The sequence below is a fragment of the Rhodopirellula sp. MGV genome, assembly GCF_002251265.1.
Taxonomy (GTDB): Bacteria; Planctomycetota; Planctomycetia; order Pirellulales; family Pirellulaceae; genus Stieleria; species Stieleria baltica_A.
Map to the genome: position 1 here is coordinate 65,503 of NZ_NPDI01000047.1, position 13,017 is coordinate 78,519.

Sequence of the window (13,017 nt, forward strand, 5' to 3'; positions counted from 1 at the left end):
ACGCTGTCGAACCGATTTGCAATCACCCGCGCGAACCGCTAGGCTAAATCTACACCAAACGGTACACATTCGATTCCGCAGCGTCAAGCGACAGCCCGTCGCAGCCTCGGATACTCGATCAGGCGGGCCAAAGACATGCTTTCCAAAACAGCTGAATACGCGTTGCGTTCGGTCGTTTGCTTAGCGAATCGGCGCGGTGAAGCGGCTTCGGCGGACAAGCTGGCCGCCGAGACGAAAGTGCCGCGGCGCTATTTGACACGCGTCTTGCAAGACTTGGCCGCCGGAGGGCTGGTGGGGTCGCGTCCGGGCCCTGGCGGTGGCTACGTGCTTAGTAAGCCGATTGCCGAAGTGACGATTCTGGACGTCGTCAACTTGGTCGATCCGATCGAGCGAATTCGCCAATGCCCACTCGGTTTGAAAACGCACCACACGCTTTGTCCGCTGCACGCGGAACTTGACCGAGCCTACGCGCAGGCCGAACAAGCATTCGGAAACGTCACCCTGGAAGACCTTTTGAATTCAACCACCTCGGTCATTCCGCTTTGTGAATCGATTTCCGAGTAGTCGCCAAGTGGTCCGCATGGTTCTGTGATGCTAGATGTCACAGGTGCCTTCGTAGTGACAGACGACGATACGACCGCCGTTGGTTGATCGAACTTTGTATTCAAACTTGGACTTTGTATGAGACGCCGCTTGCCGATCTCTTGAGCGTGGCCCGCCGCGTTGCCAAATATCAAAGGCGACCCGGCTGATGTACTTGGCATTCGGGCCGCCGCGTGCGAATTCGGCTTGGCGATTGTGCAAGTCACTTGCCAACATGATCAGCTCAGAACGCGTCATGCAAATCACAGAGCTGACATCGACGCCGCGCCGCTGGAAAACAACTTCCGCTTTCTTCTTGTTGAGTTCGCTGCCGACGAAGATGTGGTTCTTCCAAAAGTTCGTCGAAAAATATGTCTGTGCGTCGGCCGGATTGAATCGATGTTCCACGTCGCTGATTCCAGTAAACAAGATCTGGTTTGCAAGGCTGCCATTGTATCGGCAGAGTGCCTGAATGTCCGGAAGAAGATTCGAACGCCCCCTTCGTATCGCAGCACACGATGTAAACGCTGCGTGATAGACTAGCAGTCTTCCCAAGCTCTCGCCCGCCTCGCGAATTCCCGCCTCACAACAAACGTGATCAATAATGCGTCCAATGCAAACCACTTTGTTGGTGTTACTCGTCCTGACTCTTCCCTGCGTGGCGAGTGCAGACACATCGAACGCTAAACGTCCCAACGTGATGGTGTTCTTGGTGGACGACATGGGAGTGATGGACACGTCAGTCCCAATGTTGGTCGACGAGAATGGCGTGCCAAAACGCTACCCACTTAACGACCACTATCGCACGCCGACCATGGAACGGCTTGCGAAATCGGGAATTCGATTCAGCCAGTTTTATGCGATGAGCGTCTGTTCGCCGACGCGAGTCAGTCTGATGACGGGGCAGAATGCGGCCCGGCATCGCGTTACCAATTGGATCAATCCGGAAACAAACAATGGCGGAAAAAATGGTCCGCCGAATTGGAATTGGGCCGGCCTCGATCGCAGCGATGTGACCTTGCCAGGATTGCTACAAAAGCAAGGCTACACCACCATCCATGTCGGCAAAGGACACTTCGCGGCGGCCGATCATGAAGGCGCCGACCCCAGCCATCTGGGTTTCGACATCAACGTCGCCGGTGCCGCGTTCGGCGCACCAGGCAGCTACTATGGCGAGAAGAACTATGGCTTGGGAACCAAACGTGAAAACCACGCGGTTCCTGGACTTGAGCAGTACCACGGGACAGACACGTTTTTGACTGAAGCGTTAACGATCGAAGCCAAGAATCGCGTTTCGGAAACGGTTGAAAAAGGGGAACCGTTCTATCTATATTTTGCCCAATACGCCGTTCATGCGCCGTTTGATTCCGATCCAAGGTTTGCCGACCACTATCGCAACTCGGGCGTCTCGCCACAGGCTCAAGCATTCGCGACGTTGATCGAAGGCATGGATCAATCGCTCGGTGAAATGCTCGATCACTTCGAAGATTGGGAATCGCCGAGGACACGCTCGTGATCTTCTTGGGCGACAACGGCAGCGACGCGCCGCTCGGACACCAACACGAAGTCGCTTGTGCGGCGCCCCTACGCGGTAAGAAAGGCGCCCACTACGAAGGCGGCATGCGCGTGCCGTTCATTGCTTCCTGGGCGAAACGAGATTCCACGAACGCATTTCAACAACAACTCCCAATTCCGGCGGACACCGTTCAAACTCAGGTCGCCAACGTGACCGATGTCTTTCCAACACTTGTACAACTGACAGAAGCTGATGTACCCGCTGGTCATACCGTTGACGGCCTGCCCTTGCAAACGCTGCTGACGGGACAATCCGATAGCACGCACCCACAGCAGTTCTTGATGCACTATCCACACGGTGTGCATCGCAGCAACTACTTCACCGTTTGGCGCAGCGGCGACTGGAAAGCCATCTTCCACGCGTTTCCAGATCAATACGCGAAAGAGAAACGCATCCAAAGCGACAGCCACGTTCAACTGTTCAATCTCGCCAGTGACCCCTTCGAACAGAACGATTTGTCGGAATCTCAACCGCATATTCTGGAACAGATGATCCAAGAAATGGGTGAGCAGCTCGAACGACATCACGCGGTCTATCCGGTCGATGACAAGGGCAACGAGGTCCGGCCAAGCCTGTAGCTCGTACCACTTGGCTATTGCCTATGCTACTGTCTCGTGACCGCTGTCGCCAAATAACTCACACGTTTAAGATCGGCAGTGATCAAGACAGCGTCAGTACGCTTCTGCCCTTCGACTCTCCCCACCGATTTGACAATGTCCCAAGGCGACCTCGCTTCCGCACCGACGACCGATCCCGCGCTTCTCCTTCGCTATCGGGATCGACAATACGCCGCCGACATGATGGCAGTCGCGATCCTGAAGCTGAACCTCTTCACGTGGATTGATGGTCAAGGCTCCGTCACAACAGCGCAATTGGTTTCGCATTTCAATTTTGCCGCGCGGCCGCTTGATGTCTTGCTAACGCTTTGCCGTGCTGGCGGATGGCTGGTGTCCGAAGGTGAAACGCACCGGCTGACCAAGATGGCCGAAGAGCACTTGGTCGATTCCTCGTTGTACTTTTTGGGACCGTATTATCAGCCCATTGCCGATTCGCCGATCGCACAGGGCTGCATGCAGGTCCTGACGCAGAACAAAGCGGCCAACTGGCAAGCCAAGGACGACACCAGCGATTGGCACGAATCGATGATGGACGATGCGTTCGCACAGAGCTTCACCGCGCTGATGAATTGCCGTGGCGTCGCGATGGGCCAAGCCATGGCAGCTGCCCTTGATCCCTGGATGCAAGACGTCGAGACATTGCTGGATGTTGGAGGCGGTTCAGGAATTTATTCATCAACCCTGGCCAGTCGGTTCACATCGCTTCGCGGGGTTGTGTTCGAGCAAGCTCCGGTCGACGCGATCACTCGTTCAGAAATCGAACGTCACGGTTTACAAGATCGGCTTTCGGTTCAAACCGGTGACATGTTCAAGGACGCTTGGCCCGAAGCGGACTGTATCCTCTTGTCGAATGTCCTGCATGACTGGGACTTTCCCGACGTGCGCAAGCTGATCGAGAAGTGTGCATTGACGCTGAAAGTCGGTGGCAAAGTCATCGTTCACGAAGCCTTCTTAAACGACGCGAAGGATGGCCCACTCCCAGTTGCCGAATATTCGGTGTTGTTAGCGAACATCACGCAAGGTCGGTGCTACAGCCCAGCCGAATACGGCAAGATTTTCGAAGAGCAAGGCTTCGAATGCGCCCCCTACGTCGACACCCTAGCCGACCGAGGCTTCTTTGTCGCAACAAAGAAGGCTTAAAGCGAACCACCGCCGGCCCCTCCGGGGCGATGACGTGGTTCGCGTCGTAATCTCGGGGCTGACACCCCGAGCTACCCACGCGGACTCCTCCGGAGTCAATCCTGCCGACGCGGAATTGGCCGGTGGTGGCGCATCAGAATTGTTTGATGTACCTGCAGAGCTTTTGTGTTCCGAGGCAGCCGAATTGCAATTTCGCACCGTATTCGGACGTCGTTCTGTTGAGACCGATCTTTGAATCAAAACTCGCACGCCCCGGAGGGGCCGGCTTTGGTAGCTCGGGGCAGCAGCCCCGAGACTAATCGCTCACTATGCGTTCGCCCCGGAGGGGCCGACGTCGCCACGGCCGTTTCGACGACTTTCGATCCTTGCGATCGACACGATCAATGCCAAATACATCGCCGCGGCACGTTTCCTGAAACACCACCCGGTGGGTGTTTTCGGCGAGTCACTGATCGATGTGATCGGTCATGGCGCGGTGGTGTATTGTTTTAACCTTTGCCGGAGAGCGACGTCTTTGGGTGGATGCAACAGCAACAGGAAGCTTGCACGCTTCGTTGCTTCGTCCGCTTCGCCTGCTTCCTGGAGCCATTCGATCGCATTGAGCTTGGCTTGGTACCATCCATAGCTGCGAATCTTTTGTGACGCAGCGCGGCGTTCGGCAAGTTCAGCTGCGGCTCGTTTGGCTGCGGTCGAGTTTGAACTGGCTAGCACGCGCAAGATGTCATCGGCTTGATCATTCGTCGTCGCGGCATCAACTGCCAAGTCCTTGAGCCGGTTGATGGATGCGTCATCACCCTCGTTCCAAAACGTCGCGATTGCGGATTGGACGGCGGTCGCGCCCGGCCATTGGGCAAGTGCTTGCGCTGTCGACCGCGCGTCACCTGCACCAATTCGAATATCACGTTCCAACCGCCAGCGTCCACGTTTCACGCGATCTGCCGATACATCATCAAATTGCAACTTCGCCGCTTCGCCAGATCGCAATTTGTAGAGCGTCCAGACAAACCGGTCATCGCCCATCTGTGAATCAGGCTCCGCAAACTGGAACGTTGCCGGTTGATCGAGCAACAAGCTAACGACTCCAATGAACGGCGATGCGTTCTCTTCGCTTGCCGACGTCAGCTCTGACAGGACAGCATTCAACCGGTCAATTGACGCGGTACACGTTTCAGAATCTAAGCCTGACAGGTACTCGAACCATGTTTCCTCGACAAGCGATGATGCGGCTGCGTCCGGACGCAGGGTTAGCCATTGCAACGTGAACTCCGCGGCGGACTCATCCCGATCGGTTTGGCGATACAGCTTGCAAAGCCATTCGGCAATCGCGGGCGTCTTTTCGTGTGTTGGCCAAGTCTGCGTGATGTCGGTGAGCAGCGATTCCAGCAACTCGAACGGAGTCTGCGAAGACTTGTCAGCAGGCAACTTCGCGGCAAGCAACGCAGCCTGTGTCATCAATTCAAATGCGGTCGGCTCGTTCGGAAATTTCATCGCAACCAGGCGTAGCGTATCAATCGCGTGGCGAGGCTCGCTAGCTTTGATTGCTGACGCTGCACTTTTCGTCGCGTATGGAATCGCCGCTTCCGCATTTGAGACGGATGCCGCATCGCGGAGTAAGTTCGCTGCCCGAAGGTAATCGCCACGTCGCAACCAGTCTTCTCCTTGAGCCGCGATCACGGCTGGCGACATCGACTTTGGATTTGCAGTTGCGTCGTTTCCGCCAATAGACTTTGCGTGCCGGACGATCAACGCCTCCGCTCGTCGCCGTGCGAATGCCCCACCATGCTGCTCGATCGTCGCCAACCACTTCGACGCCATTTCGCCGCTTTCATCTTTCGCCAGCAGCATTTCTAACTTGGCAAAATCCAATTCGATTGATGTCGCGGCCGTAGGTGCAGCAACCAACCGTTCTGCTTCATCAACGTCTTTGTTGTTCAACGCGATCCGGACCTGTAATGCCCGCAGTGTTAAATCGTCACTCGGTTGATTGACATCCGTCAGTTGTCCAAGTTCACGCTCGGCTTCTCGCGAATCACCACTTCGCAAGAGCGATTCAACCAACAGAATCCGCGTGATGCGTTTGGCGGGGACACCATCGGGTAATTGACGAAGTGTTTCGGTTGCAACACCGGTCGCATTTGCGGCAGCGGCAGCGAAATCGTTGCTGCCGCGGTCGAACAGCTCGGTTTGCATGATGGCAAGCGAAACTTGCTGCATCGCAAGCTCACGAATGAGCTGTTGCCACTGATCCGATTCAATTTCGGGTTTCGGAGTTGTGTTGGCGAGCGTCCAGCATTCTTTGGCCGACCGTTCCAGACCACTTGCCTCGTATTCCAAACGACTGATCGCTCGCAAGAGTGTGTCGTCGTTAGGATCCGTCTGCGACGAAATCGAGGCTACCAGGATTGCGGTACGGAGGACTCGCGTGGATGCCGTAATGCGGTCCGCGATCAAAAATGATTGCGCGTGAAAGCCGGGGTTGGCTTGCAGGTACCGATCGATCGGCTGGTTGGTATTGATCAACGCCTGCTGGAAAGTCTCGTTTAGGTCTGAAGCACGAGAGTCATAGAGCGATGCAGAAGCCTTTTCGGCAAGCACGATCGACAAGCGACCGATCCAACGAGCATGGGCGAGGGTGCTGTCAGGGTTCTGCTGAAGTTGTCGTTGGCAAATCCAAATCGCGTCATCGACCTTTCCAGCATCGACCAGTGAATTGCAAAGGTCTTCGAAGATGCGATCGGTATGCCGTGTCGCTGCACACACAGAAATAGTCGACGTCAATTGCCACAGGATCGCGACGATGAAAACCGTTCGGAAGCATTGCCAGATCAAGTCACACCCCTGCGCTGATTAACTGTTCGAGACGGCAGAGTGAATTGGCGGCCCTTTCCAATCGGGTCTCCCAATGTCGCCTTTCGCTCCGCGAAAGTAGCGCAGACGTATGCGATTTTCGCGGCGTAAAAAGCAGACCTTGCGAAATCAACCGGGCTATAAGCCACCGAGGATGCCAACCGCTACGCGATACGCTTGTTGTACAGCCACCATTCGGCGGCCAAGGCGACCAAGACGACCAGCAGGATCCAACGCCAATACTCTTGCCTGGTTTCAATCGTACCAGAGGTTGTGATTTTGTCGTATCCGATTTCAAATTCTGGTCGGGGAGTGATCTGGCTCTCCCGCCGACTGAATAGGTTGATCGCGAACAAATCGACCAGTTTGTCGTCGGCGGTCACGCGGTAGTTTCCAGGCATTTCCGAATCGACGAACTCGACGGTTCCCGACTGTCCGGTCGGAACCGTTTCCGGTGTCCCCGATCCGCGACCGATTTTCACTTCGCCGATTTGGCTCTCCACCCTCAAACGAACCGTATCGCCTGGCAAAAATGAACTGGCGTTGGTCGCGTCAGCCGCACCGGCCAAATGCCGCAGCACGTTCAGCAAAAAGACCGGCCAAGAACGCTCGGCGAACCAGTTGGTATTGGTTTGTGGGATGCCGTCATCGCCACGCGTGACAATTGCGAAACCCAGGACTAGGTCTTGGTATCCGTCGCGAGGTGCGAGTGCCATCACCGAACCGTCGTCACCGCCGAGCAGCTCGCGGGTTCCTGTTGGCCCTTTCACGCTGCGGCCTTCAAAAATCAGCAGCGAAAACAGCTCCAGGTACTGCATGATCGGTTGCGTCCGATCGATATCGACCAAGATCGTTTGCCCCGGCTCGCTCGTCCATTCCCATTGATCACTTGGCAAACTGGCGATCGAAAAGGTATTGGTCATCGGCAGCGTTTTGGGGCTGCATCGGTCGTAGATGATCAGGTCGTCCAAGCCCGCCGTCGCACGTGCGGTGTACTCAGGCGTTTCCATGAAGCTTGGCGGTTGGAAATCTGCGATGCAAATCTTGGACGCACTGTCCGTCGTGAGCCCAAGTTCCAACGGACGGTTGCCGTCAGTAATCACCAACACCGAAACGGTTCGCATCGGACGCAGTCCGGCGTAGGCAAAGTTGTCGATGCTTAGATCGTCCTCGAAAGCCTTTTCGCCGTCGGGAGATTCCAACCGTGCTTCCAACGTGGCGGCTTCGTTTTGGTCAGTCAATGCAAACGTCAGCGAGCCTTCCTCGTCGGCTTCGAGATCAACCGACGCCGAATCACGCCATTGGCCATCGACATAGATCGATACATTCAGCGATTCGGCCTGTTTGCCAAAATTAACGACACTGACAAAGGCTTGAGCGTCGCCTTGACGCTCAACATTTCGATCGGCGCTAAACGCAGTGATGCCAACGTTTCGAGGCTGATCCGAACCGATCTTCACATAAGTCGGTGTCAGGTAACCGACGTTGAATTCGGCGACATCGGGAAAACCACCGTCACTGAAAATCAGCAGGTCTGCGGGCATCGGATCGGCAACCTGAATGTCATTCACGTCCCCTGCTTCGCTGCTGCGTCTGGGGTTTGCAAGTCCATCAGCGGCTTCTAAAGCGCCGATGATATCGGTCGGTCGGTTGGTGACTTGGGCGCGATCGAGCGCCGCGCGTAAACGCCCTCGATCACTCGTAAACGACTGCAACACTTCGGCGCGGTCGTTAAACGTGATCAACATCGCGGTGTCTTCGTCTTCCAATTGGTCGATCTGCTCGCGAATCATCGTTTTGGCAGCTTCGAAACGATTTTCGGCCTCCAGATCTTCCGCCATCATGCTTGCGGACGAATCGAGCAGAAAGACTTTGCGTGTCAGCCCCGAGCGTTCGCCTTGCTGTCCGGGACGCAGTAGAGCGAGTGCGGCCAACAACACGATCAGAAGCTGCAAAAACAGCAGCAGGTTCTGTCGGATGCGTTGGAACAAGCTGTTGACGTGCAGGTCTTCGACGGTGCGAGACCAAAGGTACGTGCTGGGAATTTCAATCGGCTCACGGCGGAGCTTCAGAAAGTACAACAAGATGATGCCGATTGGCACGGCCGCGAACACGGCCCATTGCCAAGGCAACAATGTCGAGATCCAGGTCATCGAACCACGCCCCGTTGACGAAGGTACTTGGTCATCACGTCGTCAACCGCTTGGTCAGTCCGAACTGGAAGGTATGCGATGCCGCGCCGTGCGCTGAACGTTTTAATCGACGTCAAAAACGACTGCAGTGTTTGCTTGTAGCGTTCGAGCACGTAGGCGTTGACGGTGATTTCGGTTTCATCGCCGTCTTCGATATCAATCAAGCGTCGGTCACCACGAATCGGCGGATCGATTTCTTCCGGCGACAGGATATGCATGATGTAGACATCCATCCGACGTCCGATCAACAGACGCAGTGCCGATTCGAACCCATTCTTGTCCATCAGGTCGGTCAACAACACGACGACACCGGTCCCCGAGTTGCGGATCGCAAAGTCCTTCACCGCGTCCAACAGCGAAACGTTGTCGCCGCTTTGAATCGATTCGAGATACTGCAACATCTGCCACAGACCGGTGCGGCCACGCAGGACAGGTGCGCGACGGCCTTGGTCGCCCAGTGCCTGGACACTGACGCGGTCGGCGCGGCAAAGGCCGATGTACCCCAGTGCGGCGGCCATCTGCTTGGCAACGTGCAGCTTGGTGGGCGTTCCAAAGTTCATCGACTCGCTGCAGTCGATCAACGCATAAACGTGAAGGTCTTCTTCTTCCTGATACAGCTTCAAAAAAAGCTGATCCAGGCGGGCATAGAGATTCCAGTCGATCAGACGGAGGTCGTCGCCCGGGACGTAGTTGCGAAAGTCGGCGAACTCGACGCTTTGCCCTTTGCGTTTACTTCGTCGTTCGCCTTTCATCCGCCCGCGAAAAACTTTGCGGGAAACAAGCTCCAAACGTTCCAGCTTGGCCAGCAGTTCGGGCGACAAAAGTTGCAGAGTATCAGGTGCAGCGCTCATGCGAACAGTTTACCGAATTTTGCCCAGACAAGGGGACCTCGGACCACGAAAAGAAGCCACGGGCAAACATTCTGTCTGGGCAAGCGACGAAGCGACAACCTGCTGCCGCTGCGACGGCAAGCTATTCGATCACGGTTGCCGTAAAGCCATCGCCTTCGGCGGTTGATCCGACATCAAAATGCGATCGCCGGGTTACACCAATTGCCAATCCCGTGCCGTCCGCTAGCGACACAATCGAAGTGAGTCGGCCGACGACTTTATCCCCCGATTTGACTTCCGCGCCGGCAACCGGAATCGTGCCCTCGATCCGCCAACGCATCAGTTGCTTTTGCACTTGGCCGAGTGCATCGAGACGCGCGACCGTTTCTTGGCCCAGATAGCAGCCCTTGGTGAAACAAATTGATTGCTCGATTCGGTTCGCTTCTTGGGGAAGATTCTTCACACCCAAATCGACGCCGTACCACGGGAAATTGGCGGCCACGCGAGCTTGATGAAACGCTTCGTCATCACCAATTGACTCGCCAACCGTTTGGATGACTTGCTCCACCGCGCCAGGCGTTTCCGTTAGCACGACGAACGAGCCTTCACCCAACCAACGCACGTCATAGCGATTGGCATTGGACTGCGACCAATCGGTTTCGGAAGCCAAACCGCTCGCAAAATTTGGTGCGAAGACAAACGCGGTCAGCTCGCTTGATCGGTCGACCGGGACGGCATCTTCACGAATCGTGTATTTATCGGCATGTGCCGTGATTGCGTCTGCCTGTCCAGGAGCACCAATCAGCCGATAGCCTTCGGCGGTTCGGAAAGCGTCGACGAACCCGAGCGTATTACCGCGAACGTCGGTGATAAACGTTTCACAGCCCGAGCCGACTTCCAACTGGCGAACATGATTGGTCGTCAAATTGCTCAAAATCGTGGCGGCGTCGACACCGACGATATCGAGCACAGTCAGTTCGGAAAGTCGAAAGATCGCAGTCATGGAAAGGCTAAGAGGATGATGGCAACTGGGGCGGAACGAACGAAGTAGTCGAATCCCGGCCGGTAGCGCAATTGGCAGTCAATGCCGGAAGAGTCGCGGACGGTCGAGTGAGAGGTTGATGTCTATTGCGAGATCAACAGTTAGCGTTTCGATCCGCCTGCTTAGAGAGATGCACGCATCTTTTGCGGCGTGAAAGGCGACAGTGTTCAGAGCAATAAGTCGCAAGTTCGCAGGCTGCTCGAGGACGCTTGGTCCACGAGCAGCTTGATTGGACATGCTTTGAGTGAGAACTAGCTCAAGTCTTTCAGCATGTACGCTTTTTGCTCGGCGATATCGCTACCGTCGGGCGTGGCGTCGTTATTGACGTCGAACCATTCTTCCTTGTACTGCAGGTACCCGCCCTTTCCGGCAGCCGCGTTCTTGAGTGCTTGGTTTGCACCCAACGCGATGACGGCGTCACCCATTGCGACTTCGGGGTAGCAGCGTGGATGGTTGTCTGGATCAGGGTTGCGGATGCAGTATGCCCAGTGCTCGATCTCTTCGCGGTATCCGCGGCTAACCGGACCGGACGACGCGGCTTGTGCGACGGGAGCTGCATTGTCACCGCTGGCGCTGGTATCGAGAGCGTATCCGCCGCCGTCCTGTTTCTTGACGCCGACTTTGCTGCTGGTGTCGCTATCGCGGTACAGCAACACGTCTTGCTCTTTGTCCAAGATCAAGGTGCCTTTGGAACCCATCACGACTTCGCCCCAGCCGCCGAACCCGTTGCCGTTGATCGTGCTGTAGGTCACGACAACTTTCTTGTTCGGGTCTTGCTCGTAACCTGGCACGGCACCGTTGGGATAGCCTTCGATGTTATCGTGGTAACCGACATCGAAAGTCTCGGCATACTCTGGGCCAGGGAATTCGAACGTGCAGTAAATGTGGTCACCGACTTCACGATCGCGTGGCATGATGTGACGACCGCCAACAGCATGAACGCTCAACGGGTGGACCTTTTTGCCATCGCTTCGCAACGAGGACAAAAAGATGCTGACGGCGTCCAGTTGGTGGCTTCCCAGCTCGGCCATCAGACCAGCACCGGTCCGTTGGAACAAACGCCAGCGGTGCAGTTCTTCGGCGGCCGAGAACATCTCTTCTTTGCCACCTGGGAACTTGACCGAGAAATCGTTATAGCCGAATTTTGCCAACTGGTCGTTGAGCATTTTGTCGGCGTCCCACGCTTCCCACTGGGCGACTTCGGCTTGCAGACGTTCGATGTCTGCTGGCGAGGTTGCGTTCTTGAGCGCGTTGCGTCGGTGTGCGAGGTCTTTGGCGATGCGATCGAACAGCTTGCCGTTCTCGTCAATTTCACCTCCGGGGATCGGCATCGACCAGCTGTCGCGTCCGGGCAAGTTGCCACGGTGCCATTGGGCACGGATGTGGTGAAGTTGGCCCAGAAGTCCCCAGCGGATCAAGTTAACCGCGTTTTCGTACTTGACGTTGTAGTGACGCTGGTGACCGGTGGCCAAGTGAATCGGGTTGTTCTTTTTGTCCTTCAACTCAGCTGCCATACGGCTCATCACTTTGCACTGGGCAACGTTGTGAGCCATCAGCTTCTCGGTCAGAACATGCAGGCCACGTTCCATCGCCAAGGCGGCAACAGGAGCGTGCAACCACAGTGGCAACGCGATGATCACCGCTTCGATATCGGGATCGTCCAAGCACTCCATGATGCCGCCCGTTTTGACGCCATCATAAACCTTGACGTGCTTGCGAGCTTCCGATTCGTCTTTGTAACCGCAAACGCGGATCAGACCGGGGCGGCGAACCAAAGCAGACGCACTGCTGCAGTCACCGTGGAACGCGCGGTGTTGGCTGAACGGACGAATGTCACAGATTGCGCGGACGTCGACGTAGTTAGGGTTACATCCGCCCAGCAAAACGTTGCCTTCGTCGCCAGTACCGATGACTGCGACGCGGACGGGATCTTTGACTTCGCCGTAACCGAAGTAGGCGGCACCAAGGCCGGCGCCACTGACGGCACCTGTGGCGACGATTCCACGCAAGAAGTCGCGTCGGTTGACGTCGTAGTAGCTGGAAACGGCGTTGTAATAGTTTGCTTCACCGACGGTGCGCTCGTCTGCAGAAAGCTTGTCGACCATCTATCTATCCTCGAAACGGTGGTTTGTTTTGTTGTGTGGGGAAATGCGACAAGGACGGCTCTTGGGCGGCGTCCCTTCATCTTATC

At 56.0% G+C, this 13,017-nt stretch carries 9 protein-coding genes and 1 pseudogene; 4 read left to right on the forward strand and 6 right to left on the reverse strand.

Annotated features, from left to right (window positions below; translation table 11 throughout):
- The first annotated feature begins 135 nt into the window (after window positions 1-135).
- Window positions 136-564 (forward strand): Rrf2 family transcriptional regulator, encoded by a 429-nt coding sequence (locus CGZ80_RS17010; RefSeq protein ID WP_094416608.1) that lies wholly within the window; start codon window positions 136-138, stop codon window positions 562-564.
- Window positions 565-594: 30 nt separating this feature from the next.
- Here the strand turns inward: CGZ80_RS17010 and CGZ80_RS17015 are convergent, their stop codons facing one another.
- The gene (locus CGZ80_RS17015; protein ID WP_094416611.1) at window positions 595-990 is read right to left on the reverse strand and encodes a hypothetical protein; all 396 of its coding nucleotides are present in this window, start codon (window positions 988-990) and stop codon (window positions 595-597) included.
- Between the two features lie 340 nt (window positions 991-1,330).
- Here CGZ80_RS17015 and CGZ80_RS17020 point away from each other — a divergent pair.
- The 3 genes and pseudogenes from CGZ80_RS17020 to CGZ80_RS17025 all read left to right on the forward strand — a co-directional run.
- A pseudogene (locus CGZ80_RS17020) lies at window positions 1,331-2,283 on the forward strand (sulfatase-like hydrolase/transferase); the annotation flags it as partial.
- Between the two features lie 156 nt (window positions 2,284-2,439).
- Complete coding sequence (locus CGZ80_RS29265; RefSeq protein WP_409994552.1) at window positions 2,440-2,736, forward strand: hypothetical protein; 297 nt, start codon at window positions 2,440-2,442, stop codon at window positions 2,734-2,736.
- Between the two features lie 135 nt (window positions 2,737-2,871).
- Entirely contained in the window at window positions 2,872-3,915 is a 1,044-nt protein-coding gene (locus CGZ80_RS17025) for a methyltransferase (protein ID WP_094416613.1), read from the forward strand.
- Window positions 3,916-4,380: 465 nt separating this feature from the next.
- On the opposite strand, the gene CGZ80_RS17030 is transcribed toward CGZ80_RS17025, so the two are convergent.
- From CGZ80_RS17030 to CGZ80_RS17050, 5 genes are all read right to left on the reverse strand, one after another.
- Window positions 4,381-6,675, reverse strand: coding sequence for a hypothetical protein (locus tag CGZ80_RS17030; protein WP_143543995.1), 2,295 nt, complete (start codon window positions 6,673-6,675; stop codon window positions 4,381-4,383).
- 251 nt (window positions 6,676-6,926) lie between these two features.
- Window positions 6,927-8,915, reverse strand: a complete 1,989-nt coding sequence (locus CGZ80_RS17035) for a vWA domain-containing protein (protein ID WP_094416617.1) — start codon at window positions 8,913-8,915, stop codon at window positions 6,927-6,929.
- Window positions 8,912-9,805 (reverse strand): DUF58 domain-containing protein, encoded by an 894-nt coding sequence (locus tag CGZ80_RS17040; protein WP_094416619.1) that lies wholly within the window; start codon window positions 9,803-9,805, stop codon window positions 8,912-8,914. The genes CGZ80_RS17035 and CGZ80_RS17040 overlap by 4 nt, the downstream gene beginning before the upstream one ends.
- A 121-nt stretch (window positions 9,806-9,926) precedes the next feature.
- Window positions 9,927-10,787 carry a YgfZ/GcvT domain-containing protein gene (locus CGZ80_RS17045; protein ID WP_094416621.1) on the reverse strand — a complete coding sequence of 287 codons (861 nt, stop codon included), beginning with the start codon at window positions 10,785-10,787 and terminating at the stop codon, window positions 9,927-9,929.
- A gap of 290 nt (window positions 10,788-11,077) precedes the next feature.
- The gene (locus CGZ80_RS17050; protein ID WP_094416623.1) at window positions 11,078-12,931 is read right to left on the reverse strand and encodes a Gfo/Idh/MocA family protein; all 1,854 of its coding nucleotides are present in this window, start codon (window positions 12,929-12,931) and stop codon (window positions 11,078-11,080) included.
- Window positions 12,932-13,017 lie beyond the last annotated feature (86 nt).

Bases quoted from the DNA above. Each gene is read 5' to 3' on its own strand.
- CGZ80_RS17045 (WP_094416621.1), bottom strand. From the start codon at position 10,787: ATGACTGCGATCTTTCGACTTTCCGAACTGACTGTGCTCGATATCGTC.
- CGZ80_RS17050 (WP_094416623.1), bottom strand. From the start codon at position 12,931: ATGGTCGACAAGCTTTCTGCAGACGAGCGCACCGTCGGTGAAGCAAAC.
- CGZ80_RS17025 (WP_094416613.1), top strand. From the start codon at position 2,872: ATGTCCCAAGGCGACCTCGCTTCCGCACCGACGACCGATCCCGCGCTT.
- CGZ80_RS17010 (WP_094416608.1), top strand. From the start codon at position 136: ATGCTTTCCAAAACAGCTGAATACGCGTTGCGTTCGGTCGTTTGCTTA.
- CGZ80_RS17035 (WP_094416617.1), bottom strand. From the start codon at position 8,915: ATGACCTGGATCTCGACATTGTTGCCTTGGCAATGGGCCGTGTTCGCG.
- CGZ80_RS17040 (WP_094416619.1), bottom strand. From the start codon at position 9,805: ATGAGCGCTGCACCTGATACTCTGCAACTTTTGTCGCCCGAACTGCTG.
- CGZ80_RS29265 (WP_409994552.1), top strand. From the start codon at position 2,440: ATGCACTATCCACACGGTGTGCATCGCAGCAACTACTTCACCGTTTGG.